Raw genomic sequence first — 19,229 nt, forward strand, 5'->3', positions numbered from 1 at the left:
TAAAATTATTATAATAATTTATATGTTTTAAACATAATTAAATATATAAAATAAATAATTATATATTTATAAACTTATTAAATATTTTTATAAATTATTAAAAAATAAAATAAAATATAATTACTATAATTAAAATAAGATATATATTAAATTATTTAAAAATATTGTTATAAACATAAATAAACATATAAAATATTAAAAGATGTGGTGGTGTATATTGGCAAGCAAAAAAAAGATTTTTTTCAAATTTTTTTGGAAGGTCAAAACACGTCTGATTTAAAAAGAAAGTTTTTTTTGTGATCAGTAAGAATTAATTGGGATAATTTTATAAATAATATAAATTAAGGATAGACCAATATCTATCCCCTGCACTATTGTTTAAGATGCCGCGCTCACGTCTAAATCATTTTTGTTTTGCTCAATGATCTCAATGCTCTTTGAGCTTCTTGCTTTTTGTATGTTGTCATACTCTTCTTGTTTTTTAAGAACACCCTCTTCGCTCTCGTTGTCTATTAGCTTCTTAAGTTCGCTAAAACTTAATGGCTTATTGTATTCAGCCGTGTTAAATCTAAAATAGAGTTCTGAGAACACATTGTTTTCTTTATCGTTGATAAAGTATGCAAACATTAATAAGAATAAATTTACGTAGTTATCTGACTTAAATAGCTTAGACTGGCCATCATTCTTTTTCTCAACTATCTCTATTGTAGAAAGTTGTTTGTAATATTCTATGATCATTCTAGTGTCATAGTCCTCTATCTTAACAACCATCATACCAGCTGGAACATTCATAAACTGGTTGATGACTATTTTAAATAGTATTAGAGTGAAGTCGGCCATTAACATTTCAATGAGATAGCCAAGCGTCTTTTTATCTTGAAAAATGCTAATCTTTTTATTGTTGTTGCCACGAGTGCGACCACCACTTGACTTAGATGCCGTAGCGTCAAGCGTTTTTAATACCCTCTGTGCTTCTTCTTTATCTAAACTCTTAGTAATCTTTTCTCTAAAATGAACGTCTTTTGCTAGAGCATAAAATCTTTTGGCAAATTCTTTTTTAGGGCTTGATACAGCTGTTCTAAAATCAAAAGCTTCATTCTCTAAGAAATCTCTGAAGCGGCTTTTTTTGTCTTCCATATATATTCTAATAGCATTTAATGAAAGCACTACACTATCTTCTAGCACGCCGTCTTTGTTCTCTCTAAGCATGTAGGTTTGAAAATACTTATAGTTTCTATTTTCTGGGATCGTATTGCCTTTGTTCTTTGGATCGCTATTAATTTTGTTAATATAGCTCTCTGGGAAGATGTCTTCATCGTTTTTATATATCACTTTATCGAACAAGTGAGATTTGTATAGATAGCCTTCTATTATCAAGAATAGATCATCGAAATGTTCTTTTGAGCGAAAGAGCGAGAAAATTCTATTATACTCATTGCCAAATAGATATTTTCTATCATTGAAAATTGTAAGCTTATCAACCCTCTTGTAGCCATCTTCTTTTTCAACTACCTGATAGAAAAAATTTTTTTCCAATTTCCTAAGATAAAAAGCTTCATAGCCCATAGTGTTATATAAGTCTTTTGGGATATAAAAAATATAACCTATGATCTTAAATGGTAGATCAAATATAAATTTTACAATTTTTATATTTTTGAAGCGCTCCAATAATTTGCCATCAACAAATAGATAGGCTACAAAATAAGTTAATAGCATGAATGGCAAAAATAGCCAATAGTTTAAGCCACCTTTATATTCACCATTTATAGCCTTCGCGTAATCAAAGATACTAAAAAAGAAGGTATCTTTTGAAAATAGCTCATTATAATTAAACAAGAAGCATATTATAAAGGCAAAAACTAGCGATAGCAGTAGTTCGTTTCGCCTATAATCCTTGGCAATTTTATGTTTGCCCTTTTTGAGTGACTCTACTTCTGAATATGCACCAGTTCTATCGCCTGCCATTATTTTTTAATCTCCATAACGTCTAGCTCATTATTTAGGATCGCCATATTAGATAATATCTTTTTCATCTCCATCTCTTTTTCAAGCAATCTATTGTATTTATCAACCTCATAAGAGTTCTTATAAATTTCAGTCAAATTCTCTGTAAGCATTAGATCTTGCTCTATTGTAAATTCAGTAAGCGGAGTATGTTTTTGTTTGACTTCCTTATAGTCAGATAAAATACCACTCCAGCGTTTCTTTAACCGCTGCAAATTTTCTTGGACACGATTGTTATAGACGCCATAACTATCAAGTATATCCTGCGAGCAATTTCCGCCATTTGTTCCACCACAATAGACATAAGCGCCCTGCCCTGGTAATATTTGTTTTGGTTGGCCATTATCAGGCTCTCTATTGTCATATTCTGGGGTTTTGTATTCAATCATAGACGTTACTGTATTTGGTAGTTCTTCAGCAATCAATGATGTTGAGAGCCAAAGAGCAGCTAAAGTTATTTTAGACAGCCTAGAAATCATCTGTTGTAGCCTTTTATTTTAAGATTTAATCATTATATCAAATTTGGGGTAAAAATTAGTAATTTAACAAAATATAATATTTTTTATTTTTTTCTTGCCAGATACTTGAAATTTTGCATAAAATGTCCTATCATTTTCTAAAATTTTGGTTCGGATAAGGAGCGATGATGAGTGATCACCCGAATAGGCATTTAATTGAAAAGGCAAAGTATTCAATTATCTCAGTAAAAGACTATATGGCTTCATCTGATATTTTTGATGAGAGTAAAAAGCAAGAGATGGTGCAAGCATTAGACGACTTTGCTGATCAGGTGAAAAATATTGAAACTTTGCCAATAAACCCAGCCAAAATCGAAGAAACTGAAGCATTGCTAAAGCTACTTGGATTACATATTGCAGCAGCTGGAGCAGAGATTGGTTGTGATATTAATTACGCTAAATTTTATGAATGGTATGATAAAAAATATCCAAATACATATTAATCCAAAAGGAGAAGAAGTGAAGCCAATATTAGTTTATGACAAGTTATTGCTTGACTATAAGTTGTTGTTTGATTATAAGGAAATAAAAGTAAATATACCTGCAAGTGAAATATGTGTTGTAATTGAGAGATTTCCATTGTCAGAAGAAGAAACAAAAAAAGAAAAAATATATAAAGAATATTCAATAGCTGTATGTTTTCGAGATGCACTTGGAAAAAAAATTGAAGATTTTAGGTTTAGATATGATAAATTAAAAAGCAAAGAAGACCTTTCAAAAGAACTTACAAGGAAATTGCTCGAATTCTTTGCGTTAGAAGACAAGAAAACCGACTATATATTACTGCAAGATGATAATGAAAAAATACTTGAAATTTTTTGTAATGTTTTAAAGAGCATAGAACCATAATTAATATGCAGGTTATAGATTATTCTAACCTGCATATCCTGCTAAAACTAAAAAATAATCTTATATGATCCAAACATAAATTTGTTTTGATTTAGATCCATTGTGCTTATAGCTCCAGCGTCATCAATGACTTCTATTTGCCAAAGCTCTTTAGCATTTTTATACTCTCTTCTGTTATAAAATCTATAACCTACACCATCGAGTTTTATATGCTCGCCTTCTTTGAAATTTATGACATCTTTGCCATTAGCAGCAACAAAGTTAAACGTGCTTTTGCCTTCTTGTCTTTGATACTGAAGTTTTGAGCCTTGTATCTCAACTCTAGTTGGAGTTAAATCGTCTTGTTTTATAAGCTTGCCCTTGCCAACAGTCACAATGTTAGTATGACTTGTTTTCTCGCCATATTTTACTATAAGTTCTGTTAGGGATAATCTTGACATATCGCAGTATTCTTTTGTCGTCCATAGGCCATTTTGAAAATTACGTTCATCAGCCGATCTAAAATCAACAAATTCTACTGAGTGAGCCTTTGATAATAATAAACTATCAAAGTTAAAAGCTTCGCAGCCACGAGTTTCTAGGTCGTTTTTTGAAATAGCACCTTTTGTTGAACATCCTGCCAATGCTACAACCAAAAATAATGATGCCAGAAGGGTTTTGTTTTTCATTTTCTGCTCCATAAAATTTGGTTTATTATAACATGAAAGTGCTAAAAAAAGATTTTTTATACAAAATATAATTATTTTCTTTTTTCGCCAGCCTCTTGTGCTTGCATTAGTTCGTTTTTAATAAGAGTTGCATAGCCTGCTACATCTGTCCAGTGATCTACGTAGTTTGCATCTCCATTCATAATTCTGCCTATTTTATACATGATCATTTCAAGAGCTTCTTTTTGGCTGGCGCTCAAATTCCCCCAAGAATTACAATTATGTAAAACACCTTTAAGACTTTGGTTGATCTCACTAAAAGCCTGAAAATTGCCGTGTGTGTTCTCTCGCTCTGCTAAAATTTCATCTATATTTTTCATTGTTGCACCTTTTAATTTAATTTATATAATTATAGTATTTTTATTATTAATATAAGATAAAAATATGCTGTATTTAATCTTAAATTAAGCCTTTTTTATTTATAATTATATAAATTAAACAAGAGGCCAATGTGATGAGAGATCAAGAATTTAGAGAACATCTTAAGACCCAAGGGTTAAAAGAAACATCTGTCTATACAAACATGATAAATATATTTAAATTTTTTAATTTTTGTGAAAAAAATGGTATTTCAGAAAAAGATATTAATGCTGACGTTATCAAATCTTATGTCGATTATTTACAAGAAAATTTTGCAAACAATACACAGCTTTTAGCTGTTCAATCCCTTAAAAAATTTCTATCATTTATTGGTAAAGAGGATTTAAAAAAATATGCCTTTATTAGCAGAGATTATGTCGGCAATGTAATTAATGGCGGGTTGTCAAATGCTGAATTTAAGAGATTGTTAAAATTTTTACCATCTTTATTAGAAAAAACCGCTTTTGTAAGAGAAAATGCAAGAAACTCTTTAGCGGTTAAACTGCTGCTTGCTTGTAAAAATTTAAAAACTGGAGAAATCCTGGAGCTAAAATTTGGTGACTTTGTTTTGGAAAAAGACACCTTTATAATAAATGCAAATGGCAAAAAGGCAAAAATAAAGGCTTATTTTGTAGAAAAAGAATTTGAGATATTGCTGCCATATAGAGATCTTTTAAATGACTACATATTTGTTTCAAAAGAAAAACATCTAATGGGAACTACGATCCTAAGATATAACCTGCTAGAGATAGGCAAAGAGCTAAAGATAGACAATTTGATACCTTATACTCTAAGAAGAACGCCTTTCGTTGATTAGTATTTTTATGTATTATTAAGCTTTTTGATGTTCTTTACTGATGAAAAATAGTATCTTAATACATACTATGAAAGCAATAAAATGAATTACAAAGAGCAAACACTAATAGCACCACCAGAAGGAGCATAAAATGAACACTAAATTTTTACTATCTAGCCTAATGCTTTTTAGCGCACTATGGCTTCATGCAGAGGAGATCAGTGGCAAAGTAATAAAAGTTGCTGACGGCGATACACTTACTATCTTAACAAGTTCAAAAGAACAAGTTAGGATTAGGCTTGCTAGCATAGATGCGCCAGAAAAGAGCCAAGATTTTGGAAATGTATCAAAAAAATCCCTAAACTCTATGTGCTATGGCACAAATGCTAACGTAGTTGTGCAAGATACAGACCGATATGGCCGAAAGGTTGGTGTGGTCTATTGCAATGGTATAGAGGTTAATTTAGAGCAGGTTGAGAGAGGTTTGGCCTGGGTTTATATAAAATACGCCAAAGAACAAAAGTATTTTGATGCTGAGAGTAGGGCAAAGAATAAAAAAATAGGTATTTGGTCAATGAATAATCTAACGCCTGCTTGGGAATTTAGAAAAAGTCATCAAGAATAAAGGCATCTAGGCTTTAATCTTAGGATTTGAGCCTATACTCTCATTTTCAGCACTTTGATTGGTTCTTGTTCTTGCTTTACTTTGACCTTCAAGCGCATAAGAGCTATAAATTTCAGGGTTTTTAGCAATCCTTTCTATTGCCCTTTTTGTAGTTAGATCAGGGTTGGCAATTTCAGTAACTGCTTTTACCAATATTTCTAGCGTATTATTTAGGCTTTCGCTGCTTTCTTTCTTTGCTGAGATAAAGTTAGAAAAATATCGGCTAAGCTCTGCATTGTTGCTATCGCCAGCATATAGACCAATAATATTCTTATTATCTATTTTTGCCATTGCTTTTTTTATATCTTTTGGATTATCGAATAAATTTGCATCTGTTAAGAAAAATACGGCCCTTGATTGCTTTAAGTCTTTTCTGATAGTCTTTAGGCTGTGATCTATTGCATTTATTATACCCTCGTCATGACTGGCCTCTAGTGCTGAAATTATTTCAAGTGGCTTTTGATTAAAGTCCTTAAATTTTATAATGGTGCAGTTATCAACAAGACCACCTTTATGTAGCACTAGACTTGCGTCTATATATTGCTCATCTTGTAATTTTTTAACTACTGCCAATAGGTGTTTAGAGTTAAAAATTGGCTTACCGCGCATAGAACCACTAAGATCAAGAAAAAATGTAAGCTTCACTGGCTCTTTCTTCTTTTTCAAAGGCTCTTTAAATAAGCCTCTTAATGTTGGATTAAATGGCAGTGAGGCTATCTTTTTGTTATTTAGTTTTTTGCTTAGCCTAGAGCTAGCTTCATCTGCTGTTTTTGGGAAAAATTTACTCAATTCTTTTTTTGCTTGGTTAAAATATTTATTGATCAGTGGTAAATTTAGCGTAATATCGCCATTTTTGATAGCAGCAAGTGGTTTTTGTAGCATTTTTTCTAAATCATTATTTTCAAAATTTCTTTTTCTACCATAAACCGCAGCAACACGTTGGATAAATTCTTCATCATCTAAAGTATTAATAATTGCCCCATTGTCAGTTATTTTAATAGCTTCGCTTTTTATTCTGCGTATAAGTCGGCGTATTGCCTCTTTTTCTTCGTCGCTTAGAGCATCTATTAAGTCGCCTTTGTCCCCAAGTAGTTTGTTTTTACTAGGCTCATTATCTTCACCATGCCCATTATTTTCTTCTTTGGAATTATCTTGTGGATCTTGTATAGTTTGATAAGAATTGGAAAAATCATCATCCTCTAAATAACCATAGTCATTAGAAATATCTTCATCTTCGCTTTCATCTATGTCAAAACTGTTATCCCCAAGGCTTTTTTCAGGCTGTTTTTGCTGCTGGTCTTCTGCCTGATCTGTGCTTCCTTTTAATTTTATGCCAGTGCCTTGTTTTTGATCTTGTTTGGGATGTCGTTTTTCCATCTCTTCTAAAAATTCTTTTGCTATTTGGCAAATTTCAAATATATTGTTTGCTTTTTGAGTTTTGTCAAAGATATATTTGCAAAATTCTGTATCTGGTGATAAATACGTATATTTAGGATCATTGAGCGTTACACAAATAGGAAATAATATATCATAGCCAGTCTTTGTAGATTGAAATAGCTCTGGATTTACCTTATAAATTTTATTAAATAAAAGCTCATATTTTTTATCAAAATTCCAAAAACTATTGACCCTAACGTCTTCAAGGACATTAATTAACGAAAAGGGTATGTCTTTATCTACTTCGCTTAGCTTTTGAAGCGACGATATTTTAGTATGTGCTAGCTCGTGCTTATAGAAATCAGTCGCAAGCTTTTTAGTAAGGCCATTAAAATCATCAGACAAATTCAAGATGTCACCATTGATTTTTACACTGCCCTCTTTGTTTATTAGTTCGTCAGCTTGTTTTTTTGTGAGCGTAGAAACAAAAATTTCATACGATCCGTTTTCTGCATTAAAAGTAGCAAAAGAGTGGTTTAAATCAAGTTCTTCTATCTGTTTTTGGAGATCGTATGAAAGCAGGGCAGGGTTAAAAACAAATGTGTTGATTGGCATTGCTTTTATTGCTGCATTGCTGACACGCCTATCTGCATTTATCGAAATGACCTGCTTAGCAATTTCTTTTGCTACTCCATCAAGTAAAATAAGCTCATTTCGGTTTTTAAATTGCTCGTTCATTGTTATAACTTCATTTTTGCTGTTATATTCTCGTCTTCAGTATTGGCTTGTAGTGCTGGCATCTGTGTTACTTGGGAATTCTTGATCTCTATGCTTGGCAGTGCCTGAAGCAAAAGGTTTTGACTATCGTCCTCTATGTTGTTCTTAATGCCATATTTTTTACAAATTTTATTAATTTCTGGTGCGAGTTTGTTCTTTAGAGCTTCATCAAACATCGCAATTTCGCTCATTTCAAACTCAGCTGGCAACCCTTCTATGCCTAAAATTTGTTCTGCATATCGTGAATAGTTATCTAAAATATCTTTTGGTGTTTCTGATTGATTGACTATATTAGTGATCAAGCGTGGATTTAATGTAGGAGATGACAAATAACCAGCTTTATATGCTGGCTCTTTATTGCCGTCATATTCTGGCATCATTAACTCACCACTTCGCTGCATTTCAAAAATCAGTCTTGCAAAATCAACTACTGCTTTACCAAAAGCCAACCTTGCACTGCCGTCTATCGTGATATTATCTAGCTCATTAAAGAGTTTTGAATTTACGCCTATTTTTGAAACTGCTAAATTTTGGTATAGCTCGTCAAACGATATATTAAAAATTTTAATATTTTCAAAGCGATCAAGTGCCGCCTTGCTTACGTCTTGATTTATTTCATTGCCAGTAGCGAATACCTTAAATGTTTCTTTACTTACTGAATAAGGCAAGGCCGAACTTAGCTCCAACTTGCTAAGAGCGTCATTTGCACGAATTTTATTAGCAACTTCTTCGCTAATTAATAAAAGTGGCACTGGGCTTTCTTTCATTGTGTTAATCTTTGTTTTTATAAAAGCAGAGCGATCTAAACTTTTTTTATTCTCGTCTTTTATTGATTTATCGAAGAATTGTTTTTCTACCGCATCGCTAGTAATTGATTTGAGAAAACAATTAGCCTGATAGTTATTAAGCTTATTTACATCTACTATTAAGCCCCCTTTATTATCCATCTCTATTGCTTCATCGTTACAAGTAAAGATACTATCGCATTTTTTGGCTACCTCAAAGATAAAAAAATTTCGTTCAACAACTTTATTGTCTTTTAGTCTAAAGGCTATATCTTGGGAGCTAACAGATAAAAAATCTCTTGCCATTGTCGCAGTAGCAACATAATTATTGTTTATGTCAGGCATTAAAAAGGCTTTGAAATTTGCAAAAAGTCTTTCATTGTCTGCAAGTTCATCAAAACCAATGGAAATCTTTTCACCTAAGAACATATTTCTTTTGATTGCGCTAAGTAATGCACCATTTTCATAGCTAGTTTGCATCTCACCAGTTTTTGGGTTTTGAGATAAGATCATACGTCCCATTAGATCTTCATAGTTTATTTCGTTGTTTATAGGGATAAATTCAAGCTTGAAGTTTTTTATACTCTTAGCTTGTTCTTCACTGATATTGTATTTATTGGCAAAATCTTGCAAAGAAAGTCCTTGCATGTCTTTAAATACGCTTTTTAGCCCTGCTGTCTTGCCATAACCTGCTAATCCAGTTATTAGTAAGCTTTTGGCTTCTGAATTAAGTAAATTTCTAATAATTGCTTTGCTTACACCATTGCTTGATGAAATTTTGTTAGAACAAATAACATTGACCTGGTCAAATAAATTTGGATTTTTCTTTTGTATGATAGAGTTGATATTATCTTTTGATCTTTGCAGATATTCTCTAATCTCGTCTTTTAGTTGCGATGAAATATTATTATTTTCATCTAGCGTTAAATCAAAATATAGCTCGCTTACGCTGGTTGATTTTGCTGGATTGAGGCCATAAAAGGCTGTAAAAGTCCTAGTGTCTGGACGACTAGGATTTTCTATAAACTCTACGCAAATAGGAATACCTATTAGATTGCTATTCTTATTTAAACTTATTTTCTTTAAGGTGTAGTCATTTAAATCTTTTAACTTAAGCTCTGCCATATCACTATCCTTTTTTATTGAAATAATACAACAAAATCATTTTTTTCATTTTAAAAAAATATTTTTTATAAATAAAGTTACTATTTTTATTTTTTATTTTTTTCCTAATTTCTAACAATTATTGGAAAGCAGGGCTATTTTTAGCAGATACAAGTAAAAAAAGAAAAAAATATCATATACGAGTTAAAAAATATCATATATAAGTTAAATTTATAGTTCTACATCGCATATTACTTAAAAATATCGTATATAAGTTAAAGAGTATCATACGTAAGTTAAAACCTACTGTATTAGAGTTAATTTTATTAATAACCAAGCTATGAGCAACTTGTATATTTTTTATTAAAACAATACAACAAAATTATTTTTTATACCCAAAAAAATATTTCTTATAAAAAGAATTACTATATCTACTTTTTTATTTTTTATCTAATTTCTAACATTAGCGATAAAATTGGCAATAAATTTTAGAAAAATATCATATATAAGTTAAAAAATATCATATATAAGTTAAAAAGTGTTATATACAAGTTAATTCTTTAGTAAAGTATCATATATAAGTTAATAAGTATCATATATAAGTTAATAAGTATCATATATAAGTTAAAAAAATACATTTTTTTTTACTAATTTTATACAAAATAAAAGATTTATTATGTATAGTATCGGATCATTTAATAAAAGGACAAATATGGCTTTAAATATAGAAAAAGTAGGAGAAGATTTAAATGATTTTCCAGAGAAACCGCTTTTATGTCAAAATTTTTTACCTATGCCAAGATCACAGATTACTCTTTTGTATGGTGAGCCAGGAAGTGGAAAATCTTTTTTAGCGCTAAGATGTGCTGCTGAGCTAATAAATAACGGTGAGCGTATTTTATATGTTAGCCTTGAGGATAACAAAGACTCTTTCAATAAAAGATGCGATGTTATTTCATCGTTTTATGAATTTGAGAAAAACAAAATTTCTGTAACATATAGCAAGCCCAAAAAAGATTTTTTTGAAGATCTAAAAAAAGAGCTTAGCATACATTTTTTTGACCTCATAATAATCGATACTTTTTCTGTCTTTTTCTCAGAAATGTGTAAAAATATTTATGGCAGCACAAAAGCCCCAGACGAAAACGATAACGGCGCAGTAAATTTCATTATGAACGAATTTAAAAATTTGTGTGACGAATGCCATACAGCATTTTTAATCATTCATCACTCAAATAAGGGAAATACGGACATAAGAGGCGCAAGCAGTATCAAAAATTCACCACGTGCAGTATATAAAATTATAAGCCCGACTGAGAATACTGGTTTTAGACATATTGAAATTGACAAAGAAAATCTTGGTATTAGAAATTCTTTTATCGAGCAAGATGTTCAAATTTTGCCAATCACGGACTTTGACAAAAAGAACATCCAAAAAAGCGAAACACCTATAAAAACTACCTTGCAGCAAACAGAACTTATTAAATTTAACAAGGGTTATATTTCAGTAAATGAGTGTAGAGCGATACTATTTTTAGGAGCTGAAAGAATAATAGGCTCTAATATTTATGACGTTTTCATGAAAAATAACAAGTCAATAACTTTTGTTCAGAAACTAGAAAGTGGATATATTGAAACTACAATCAAAAATCAAATTCTCACTCAACAGCACAGAACTATACTAGATTATATCCTTAGGGATTTTAGTTTCAAATTAAAAAATACAAAACTAGATGGAGAAGAAGTTCAGCTTAGTGCAATATTAGAACCATACAAATTTTTGAAAAAAATGGGCAAAAACCCAAGATCATATAAATGGCTTAAAGAAAAACTCTATGAACTTGGAAATTTTATGTATAACATTAAGATTGTATTGAACGGCGAGAAAGACAATGAAAATATAGTATTTGAAAGAAGAAACATGCAAATACTAAGGACAGACATTTTAGAGCGAGAAAGCGACAATAGTAAAAACGTTAAAAAGAATATAATAATTTATCTCAGGCCAGAGTATTCTAATATGCTCAAGCAACAATCGCTTCTTGATTATAGCGATAGGCTGTATCTTATTGATCAAATATCTAATCCAATTATTCAAGATCTAATACGCTTCCTTTTCACCGTGCAAAGCAAAAGCATTCTTCTGTCGGAATTTATAAAGATGAGGCAATATGACAAAATAGCTTCTGCACCAACACTTACTAAGCTCAAAAAGAAACTCTTAGAGGAAAATCCAAATTTAAGTGAAAATTTTGGAATTGACATATCTCCTTTTGGGAACGATCTACTTATAAATTTTAAGCGTCCAAAAGAGATCAAATTTTACTCGGATAAAAAAGACAAGTATATATATCCGACATTAAAAGAACCTACGCTTTTTGATACAGCGTATGATCAAGATTAAATACCCAAAGAGGTATCTGAGAGAAATATTTTTTAATATTTCTTTTTTTTATATTTTTAGGGCGATGTTAGAAATTCGATAAATTTGTTGGAAATTAGATAAATTTTGTTAGAAATTCGATAAATTTGTTGGAAATTAGATAAATTCTTAAGCGATTTTAAGCAATTTAGTTAAATTTTGTTAGAAATTAGATAAATTCTTAGATCAGGTGTCAATATTTTCAAAATTGGTTTATTCCTTTGCTAATAATATTTAAATATCTAAATATTATCTATAATACTATATAATTTAAGTTAATTTTAAAATATTTTATATTATAATTATTTATATTAAAACAATAAAGGATACAAAATGAAAGATTTAAGAGGACAAGAAGCTTTAGCTCTTATTAGAGAGCTAGAGAGCAAAGATGATGCTACTGTTCTTTTTAGTGGGAGAAAGTATGTTGATATAGCTGCCGTTGAAAGCTTTGTATCAGATAACAGCTTAATGGAATTATATAAAAATAAACAAATCACCATTGTAGAGTTTTGGAACAATGGGAAATATGATTACATTTTAAAGACATTATAGAAGGATACAAAATGGGTTTTAGAGCTTTTTTAGTAAAAGATTTTAATATCGAGTATGATGCGTGTTTGGATTTTGATTACGATCGTGAAGGATTTAGCGAAATGCTAAATAAATGCAAAGTAGGCTACAATCGCTTTGAAGATTATGATGAAATAGATTGTGATGCCTTATTAAACGTTAGCGAAGAGCAAATTTTAGCGCTAAAGGATTATAAACAAGAAGCAATGAGGAAGCTTATTAGCGGTGCCAAAAACTTTAATTATGCAGTAAAAAGCAACTGGTTAAGAGTTGAATGGTTTTAAAAAAATAAATAGGAGAACAAGACAATGACACAAGCTGGAGATAAATTTAGAAAAGAACTAGATATGTTTTTGCTAAAAGAGGGTAGCGATATTACGCAAGAGGACTGGATAGAGGTTCTGTCATATTTGGTAGCAAATTTGGAAGATAAAAAAAGTATAGATGCTTTTATGGATAGTATGCCCTTTGATATAAGGGCTTATATGAAAGACAATCTTTCAAAAGAGCCTTTTAAAACAAAAGCAAAATAAAGGGCATAAAATGAGAGATGTTAGATTTAGAGCTTGGGTCTATGATCCAGATTTAGAAGAATACGTTATGAAAGATGTAGCTAAGTTAGACTTTTACCTAGATACCTTTGAAGTATCTATGGTATATACATTAGCTACTGTGCAGAGAAAACCTACGGAATTCACTTTTGTCCCTTACGACATAAAAGACGTAATCCTTATGCAGGACACTGGCTTAAAAGATAAAAACAATAAAAAAATTTATGATGGAGATATTCTTCATTTTTCAAATGGAAATATAGGAAAAGTTTTTTTGAGCAATCTAAGAGTAGGTTTTGATGTGGCTTTTGATGGAGCTATCCCTGAAGAGTTAGATGTTGGACTAGCTGATAGAAGCGAAGTCATAGGAAACATCCACGAGAATAGAGCTATTAAATGAGATCGTTAAAATATAGAGCTTATATTAAAGACTACAACAAAGTAGTTAATGTCGATAGACTAGGTCTTAACTGGGACGGATCAGTTCAAGAGATTATAGTATCAGAAAAAGATCTAGAAGGTAAAAACGAGCAGTTTGAGCTTATGCAATATATTAGCGAGTGCCCTAAGCAAAAACAAAGGTGAAAAAAACTATGTTGCTAGCATACAAATATAAGCTTTATAAGTCTAAAAAGACAAAGCATATAGATGAACTTATAAATATAGCTTGTAGTATTTATAATCATTGTATAGCCTTGCATAAAAGACACTATAAGCTTTATCATAAAAGCCTAAACAAAGTTAAACTTCAAAAACACTTAACTAAATTAAAGAAGCTAGATAAATATAAAAAATGGAATAACTTAGGTTCGCAAGCAATTCAGCAAATAACCGAAAGAATAGACAATGCTTATAAAAAATTCTTCAAAAAACAAGGCGAACTACCTAGCTTTAAAAAGCGTATTAAATACAAATCTTTCACTCTAAAAGGAAGTGTGGGCTATAAGCTAAAAGATAATGTTATTTGTCTTAATGGCTATGATTTTAAATTCAGCAAAAATCAAACTATAAATGCTGATGATAAAATTAAGACCTTAACCATTAAAAGAGATAATCTAGGTTCTTTTTATATCTGTGTTAGTTTAGAAACAAAAGACAAAAATCATATCACAACAGGTAAAAGCGTGGGTATAGACTTTGGACTTAAAACATTTCTAACGCTTAGCGATAGCACAACTATAAATTCACCTCTAATTTATCTCAAATCTCTAAAAGAGCTAAAAACTAAACAAAGAAAGCTTAGCTTAAAAAAAATTGGTTCAAATAATAGATCCAAAGCTAAATTAGAATTAGCCAAATTTCATATAAAACTAGCTAATCAAAGAAAAGATTATTTTTTTAAACTCGCAAGTGATTTAGCTAAAAAATATGATAATGTCTTTATTGAAGACCTAAATTTGAAAGCTATGGTTAAAATTTGGGGCAGAAAGATAAATGATTTGGCTTTTAATGAATTTATCAATATTCTATCAACTAAGACAAATGTTGTTAAGATTGATAAATTTTATCCTAGTTCTAAGACTTGTAGTTGTTGTGGATATATCAAAAATGATTTAAGTCTAAAAGATAGAATATTTGATTGTCCTAATTGCAATACAAAAATAGACAGAGATTATAACGCTAGTTTAAATATTTTTAGAGTTGGGGCATCAACTCTTAGTGGAGAATTTGTAAGACCTACGAATGTAGGCTAAATTTGTTGATGCTAGAAACCCCTGCATTTATGCGTGGGGAGTATGTCATATTTATGTCTGCTGATATTTGTGAAATTGAGGTTTTGGGTAATAAATACGAAAATAAAGGACTTGTATAAATGGAAACTAAATTTTTAAGATATACGGCCAGGGATAGAAAAAGCAAAAAGATACTATTTAAGAGCAGGATGGACGATGAAAACGTTTTGTATTTAAGAAAAAATGAAAGTTATAATATATTAAAAGATAAAGTTGTCTTTTTTTCTTTCTCGTGGATGTCGCGATATGACATTTACTTTTAACAAAAGAGATATTGAAAAAATTTGAAATAATTTTTATAAAAAAAGGATAAGAGATGCTTGCTATTATGAAAGACGAATTTATTGAATATGCGCAAGAGGCAGAAGATGAAATTTTTAAAAGACGTATAAAAAAAGCAACAGATAACTTGTCTATTAGTGATCTTATAGTTAAAATTACATCAATAGCTTCTTGTTTTATCCTGATCGCTCTCTTGTGCCTAAAAAATGTGGTCAATATAAATTTTGATTTTTGGTATTTATGCGCATCTTTTACTAGCTTGTTTGTTATTTTTATGGTTATACAAAACAGCAAGGCAATAGATAAAACATTTCAAAAGAAAATAAATAATATAAGCAAAGATGATGCTTTCTTTGAAGAATTAGAACAAGATATGACCACGCACTTTGTGGATTTGGCATTAAGCAATATTAATATTAAAGAAACTGCTGTTAGACTAATAAAAGAAGGTAACTGTGAAAAAGCACAAGCTATTAATGCCTATATTAAAAATGAACAAATTAGCTTAGATCAATTTATTAACTCTTTATCGTATCAAGCCCTAAATGAGATAATCTATGAATATAAAAAGGCTCGTGAGGAAGCAGTAGCAAGAGAAATTTCAGATTTTATTTATGCACAAAAGAGAGAGATAGAGAATACACGCCTAAAAGAGGAGAAAAAACTAGATTTTTCAAATAAAAATTCTAACTTTGTTCTTGGCTTAGAATAGATTTTTTAAAAGATCGGTGTTTGCTGATCTTGCTCCCAATAAAACCACTTTAAATCTACCTTTTTATAGATGCTTTTTTTACTTATTTTTATACTGGTAATTCGTCTTTTCTTTTTATATTTAAGTAAAAGTTAAACTATATTTTATTATAATTCTATAAATTAAATTTAGAAAGGATAAAGAATGAAACCTATCTATATAGCAGCACTTGGAGATGCTTGGCTGTCTAAAGATAGCCTGAACGTAATAGGCTACTACTCTACGGAGAAAAAGGCATATAAAGCCTTAAGAGATGAAGTAGAAAAGCGAGGTTACGAGCTATATAGCGGATATGCGCCGTGTATGGACTACCGAGTTCAAGGTGAGTATGGCATTTACCACAAAGACAAAAATGGCGACCACATAGATTTTGAAACATTTGGTTGCTATGACATAGAAGTCGTAAATATCAATGAAAGATACTAGCAGGAGCGTAAAATGAGAGAAAATCTATTAACAGTCAATCAGCTAATCAAAGACTTGAAAAAACTATCAAAAAATGGTTATGGAAAAGCAAATATTCTTTTATCAAGCGATGACGAGGGCAATAACTATCACGAGTGCTATTTTACAGCAACTAATATTGATCAAGATTTGATTGACTGGTTCAATTTTTGTGGAAATGAAAGCTATGCGAGTGAAATTAAAAATAATCCAACAAGCTATATAGTGCTTGGATAAAAAGGAAAAACTATGACAACAGTGAAAATTTTAAAAGAAAACGACCAAGATTTTGAGTGGTATCCGACTACGGACGAAATTATAAATTGTGTAAAAAAACACATCAATGCACAAACCTATGGTGGTTACAGCATACTAGACATAGGTGCTGGTGATGGCAGAGTATTAAAGGCATTAACTTATGGCAAAAATACGCTATGTTACTCCATTGAGAAAAGTGAAATACTGCGGAATAAACAAGATAAGGATATTATCCCTTTAGGGTGTGACCTTTGGCAAAACACCCTAATAGACAAAGAGATGGATTTTATCTTTTGTAATCCACCTTATAGCGAATATGAAGCCTGGTGCGAAAAAATAATAAAAGAAGCAAATACTGAAAAAGGGATATATTTCGTTATCCCTGAAAGATATAAACAAAGTGTAATCATAAATCAAGTTTTAAAGGCTAGAAAACTAGAGAATAAAATTTACTCTCTAGGATCATTTGATTTTTTAAATGCTGAAAGAGGCGCACGCGCCAAGGTAGAAGTAGTTTTTGTAAAAATTGAAAATGAGAGATACAGTGATAACGTTTCAGCGTTTGATCTATTTTTGGATGAAAATTTTAAATTTAATACTACATCTAAATTTAATCAAGAAGCACAGCGTGAGCGTATCAAAAAAGAGCTGATAAATTCAAAAAATCATCTTGAAAGCCTGGTTGAGCTATACCAGGCGGATATGCAAAAGCTAATGTCTAATTTTCAGGCTATTGCTTCTCTTGATAGTGAGATTTTAGAAGAGATAGGCTTCAAAAAAGAAACTCTTAGGAAAAGTATAAGATCAAGAATAGAGGGACTAAAAAATCTATATTGGCAAGAGCTATTTAATAGGTATGAGCCTATAACGTCTAAATTTATTGCCAACTATCGCAATACTATTTTAGAAAAATTAAGTTCTCGTAGGAATATTGATTTTAACATTGGGAACATATACGCCATAACAATTTGGTTTTTAAAAAATGCAAGTGGTAGTTTTTCGGAGCAGTTATTAGACTTTTATCTTTTTTTGGCAGAAAAAGATAATCTTAGAGCTTATAAATCTAATATAAAATTTACGTCTGACAAATGGAAATATATGAGATCAGATGAATTAAAAGATTTTTTAAGAAAAGAGAAAGACGCTAGAGCAAGCCTTGATTATAGGCTAGTTTTGTCACAAAAGAGATTTGTGGAAACAAACTATTATGGAGCTTGCTTTTTGTCTTATAGTGCTGTAGATTTTCTAAACGACATTCAAGTCTTAGCAAGAAATTTGGGCTTTGCGGTAAATAATCAAGAATTTAAAAGAGGGTATAGGGAATACCCTATATGTTCAGGTGAAAAAAATTATATTTATTCTACTGACGGCGACATCTTGGTTGAATATAAAATTTATAAAAATGGCAATATGCACATAAAAATTGATCAAGAACTTATAAAAGCCATCAACATAGAGGCAGGCAGATTATTAGGCTGGTTAAGAAGTCCAGCTGAAGCAGGCTCTGAATTGAATATGAAAGAAGCTGAGGCAAGACAATATTTTGGAAAACTTGTCGAGATACCTATGAGCAGCATTAAAATGCTTGTAGCATGAAATAGGGGGCTTTTATGAAAACGCTTACAAAAGATAGAGCTGAGATTTTGATAAATAAAGTAGTCAAGGGTATAACAATACCCTTGTATTATTTTGACTATAAAGTAAGAAAAGGCCAATATATAGGCAGCGGTTGGAGAGAGCCTGACGAGTGGGAATATCACGAAAATAGTAATGATATAAATAAGGCCATGACAGATATTGTTGGAGTTTTGGGACGTTTATTGGCTAGACATTTTGATAATATAGCAAACGTTGAGCTTCATAATACTATCGATAGTTTTATAAACAAGAAATTTTGTCAAGTATTTGATTTGGTGGCCAGCTTAAAAAGAGAATTGGATTTTGATTTTTTAATATATGAGAGCGCAGAGGATCTACTAGATAATATTTGGAAATGTGCTGACGAGATTAAACATAAGTTTTTTTAAAATAAAAAGGAGAATAAAATGTTTGAAAGAAATAGTTTTGCCCCTACACTAGGAGTGCTTTTAGGAATTTTGCTTGTTATGACTGGTTTTTTAGCATTTAGCTTTGGCTATTTACTTGACTTTGAAGAGCCTCTTTTTGCAAGCTTTTGTATATGGGCTTTTTTGATGTATGGCGTATTATTTTGCTTCGCATCAGGTGGAGCATTTAAAAATATTGAAAAATAAATAAGAAAAAATAAAATTATAG

The 19,229-nt window shown here is 30.7% G+C and carries 23 protein-coding genes; 17 read left to right on the plus strand and 6 right to left on the minus strand.

The genetic code is table 11. From position 1 onward, the window contains the following. Positions 1 to 378: 378 nt before the first annotated feature. Both CCS77_RS10180 and CCS77_RS10185 read right to left on the minus strand, forming a co-directional pair. The gene (locus CCS77_RS10180) at positions 379 to 1,965 is read right to left on the minus strand and encodes a hypothetical protein (protein WP_107917403.1); all 1,587 of its coding nucleotides are present in this window, start codon (positions 1,963 to 1,965) and stop codon (positions 379 to 381) included. Continuing rightward, a complete protein-coding gene (locus tag CCS77_RS10185) occupies positions 1,965 to 2,483 on the minus strand; it encodes a hypothetical protein (RefSeq protein WP_107917404.1) in 519 nt (172 codons plus the stop codon). Before CCS77_RS10185 ends, CCS77_RS10180 begins: the two co-directional genes overlap by 1 nt. Before the next feature lie 167 nt (positions 2,484 to 2,650). Here CCS77_RS10185 and CCS77_RS10190 point away from each other — a divergent pair, with 167 nt between their 5' ends. Both CCS77_RS10190 and CCS77_RS10195 read left to right on the plus strand, forming a co-directional pair. Next, a complete protein-coding gene (locus tag CCS77_RS10190) occupies positions 2,651 to 2,965 on the plus strand; it encodes a hypothetical protein (protein ID WP_107917405.1) in 315 nt (104 codons plus the stop codon). After that, complete coding sequence (locus tag CCS77_RS10195) at positions 2,937 to 3,371, plus strand: hypothetical protein (protein WP_152025751.1); 435 nt, start codon at positions 2,937 to 2,939, stop codon at positions 3,369 to 3,371. The genes CCS77_RS10190 and CCS77_RS10195 overlap by 29 nt, the downstream gene beginning before the upstream one ends. Positions 3,372 to 3,418: 47 nt before the next feature. Here CCS77_RS10195 and CCS77_RS10200 read toward each other — a convergent pair whose 3' ends face one another. Both CCS77_RS10200 and CCS77_RS10205 read right to left on the minus strand, forming a co-directional pair. Next, positions 3,419 to 4,039 carry a hypothetical protein gene (locus CCS77_RS10200; RefSeq protein ID WP_107917407.1) on the minus strand — a complete coding sequence of 207 codons (621 nt, stop codon included), beginning with the start codon at positions 4,037 to 4,039 and terminating at the stop codon, positions 3,419 to 3,421. Positions 4,040 to 4,110: 71 nt separating this feature from the next. Further along, positions 4,111 to 4,398 (minus strand): DUF6378 domain-containing protein, encoded by a 288-nt coding sequence (locus CCS77_RS10205; protein WP_103642921.1) that lies wholly within the window; start codon positions 4,396 to 4,398, stop codon positions 4,111 to 4,113. A 134-nt stretch (positions 4,399 to 4,532) separates the two neighbouring features. Here CCS77_RS10205 and CCS77_RS10210 point away from each other — a divergent pair, with 134 nt between their 5' ends. Next, positions 4,533 to 5,255, plus strand: a complete 723-nt coding sequence (locus CCS77_RS10210; RefSeq protein ID WP_107917408.1) for a tyrosine-type recombinase/integrase — start codon at positions 4,533 to 4,535, stop codon at positions 5,253 to 5,255. 130 nt (positions 5,256 to 5,385) lie between these two features. After that, on the plus strand, positions 5,386 to 5,859 hold the full coding sequence (locus CCS77_RS10215) for a thermonuclease family protein (protein WP_107917409.1): 474 nt from the start codon (positions 5,386 to 5,388) through the stop codon (positions 5,857 to 5,859). A gap of 6 nt (positions 5,860 to 5,865) precedes the next feature. On the opposite strand, the gene CCS77_RS10220 is transcribed toward CCS77_RS10215, so the two are convergent. Next, entirely contained in the window at positions 5,866 to 8,013 is a 2,148-nt protein-coding gene (locus tag CCS77_RS10220; RefSeq protein ID WP_107917410.1) for a VWA domain-containing protein, read from the minus strand. A gap of 2 nt (positions 8,014 to 8,015) precedes the next feature. Next, positions 8,016 to 9,962, minus strand: a complete 1,947-nt coding sequence (locus CCS77_RS10225) for a hypothetical protein (protein WP_107917411.1) — start codon at positions 9,960 to 9,962, stop codon at positions 8,016 to 8,018. 691 nt (positions 9,963 to 10,653) lie between these two features. Here CCS77_RS10225 and CCS77_RS10230 point away from each other — a divergent pair. From CCS77_RS10230 to CCS77_RS10295, 13 genes are all read left to right on the plus strand, one after another. Next, on the plus strand, positions 10,654 to 12,345 hold the full coding sequence (locus CCS77_RS10230; protein ID WP_161545289.1) for an AAA family ATPase: 1,692 nt from the start codon (positions 10,654 to 10,656) through the stop codon (positions 12,343 to 12,345). 351 nt (positions 12,346 to 12,696) lie between these two features. Beyond that, the gene (locus CCS77_RS10235) at positions 12,697 to 12,918 is read left to right on the plus strand and encodes a hypothetical protein (RefSeq protein ID WP_107917413.1); all 222 of its coding nucleotides are present in this window, start codon (positions 12,697 to 12,699) and stop codon (positions 12,916 to 12,918) included. A gap of 11 nt (positions 12,919 to 12,929) precedes the next feature. Continuing rightward, positions 12,930 to 13,220: a hypothetical protein gene (locus CCS77_RS10240; protein WP_107917414.1), complete on the plus strand. Its 291-nt coding sequence runs from the start codon at positions 12,930 to 12,932 to the stop codon at positions 13,218 to 13,220. 24 nt (positions 13,221 to 13,244) lie between these two features. Further along, a complete protein-coding gene (locus CCS77_RS10245; RefSeq protein ID WP_107917415.1) occupies positions 13,245 to 13,469 on the plus strand; it encodes a hypothetical protein in 225 nt (74 codons plus the stop codon). Positions 13,470 to 13,479: 10 nt separating this feature from the next. Next, the gene (locus CCS77_RS10250) at positions 13,480 to 13,887 is read left to right on the plus strand and encodes a YopX family protein (protein ID WP_107917416.1); all 408 of its coding nucleotides are present in this window, start codon (positions 13,480 to 13,482) and stop codon (positions 13,885 to 13,887) included. Continuing rightward, positions 13,884 to 14,072 (plus strand): hypothetical protein, encoded by a 189-nt coding sequence (locus CCS77_RS10255; RefSeq protein ID WP_107917417.1) that lies wholly within the window; start codon positions 13,884 to 13,886, stop codon positions 14,070 to 14,072. Before CCS77_RS10250 ends, CCS77_RS10255 begins: the two co-directional genes overlap by 4 nt. 8 nt (positions 14,073 to 14,080) lie before the next feature. Continuing rightward, positions 14,081 to 15,181, plus strand: coding sequence for an RNA-guided endonuclease InsQ/TnpB family protein (locus tag CCS77_RS10260; RefSeq protein WP_107917418.1), 1,101 nt, complete (start codon positions 14,081 to 14,083; stop codon positions 15,179 to 15,181). 355 nt (positions 15,182 to 15,536) lie between these two features. Next, entirely contained in the window at positions 15,537 to 16,214 is a 678-nt protein-coding gene (locus tag CCS77_RS10270; protein WP_107917420.1) for a hypothetical protein, read from the plus strand. 183 nt (positions 16,215 to 16,397) lie between these two features. Next, positions 16,398 to 16,679 carry a hypothetical protein gene (locus CCS77_RS10275; protein WP_103592741.1) on the plus strand — a complete coding sequence of 94 codons (282 nt, stop codon included), beginning with the start codon at positions 16,398 to 16,400 and terminating at the stop codon, positions 16,677 to 16,679. A gap of 12 nt (positions 16,680 to 16,691) precedes the next feature. Beyond that, positions 16,692 to 16,934, plus strand: a complete 243-nt coding sequence (locus CCS77_RS10280) for a hypothetical protein (RefSeq protein ID WP_103592742.1) — start codon at positions 16,692 to 16,694, stop codon at positions 16,932 to 16,934. 12 nt (positions 16,935 to 16,946) lie between these two features. Beyond that, entirely contained in the window at positions 16,947 to 18,551 is a 1,605-nt protein-coding gene (locus tag CCS77_RS10285) for a class I SAM-dependent methyltransferase (RefSeq protein WP_107917421.1), read from the plus strand. Between the two features lie 14 nt (positions 18,552 to 18,565). Further along, positions 18,566 to 18,982: a hypothetical protein gene (locus tag CCS77_RS10290; RefSeq protein WP_107917422.1), complete on the plus strand. Its 417-nt coding sequence runs from the start codon at positions 18,566 to 18,568 to the stop codon at positions 18,980 to 18,982. A gap of 18 nt (positions 18,983 to 19,000) precedes the next feature. Next, positions 19,001 to 19,207: a hypothetical protein gene (locus CCS77_RS10295; protein WP_107917423.1), complete on the plus strand. Its 207-nt coding sequence runs from the start codon at positions 19,001 to 19,003 to the stop codon at positions 19,205 to 19,207. Positions 19,208 to 19,229: the final 22 nt, after the last annotated feature.

The sequence above is a fragment of the Campylobacter concisus genome (genome assembly GCF_003048375.1).
Taxonomy (GTDB): domain Bacteria; phylum Campylobacterota; class Campylobacteria; order Campylobacterales; family Campylobacteraceae; genus Campylobacter_A; species Campylobacter_A concisus_T.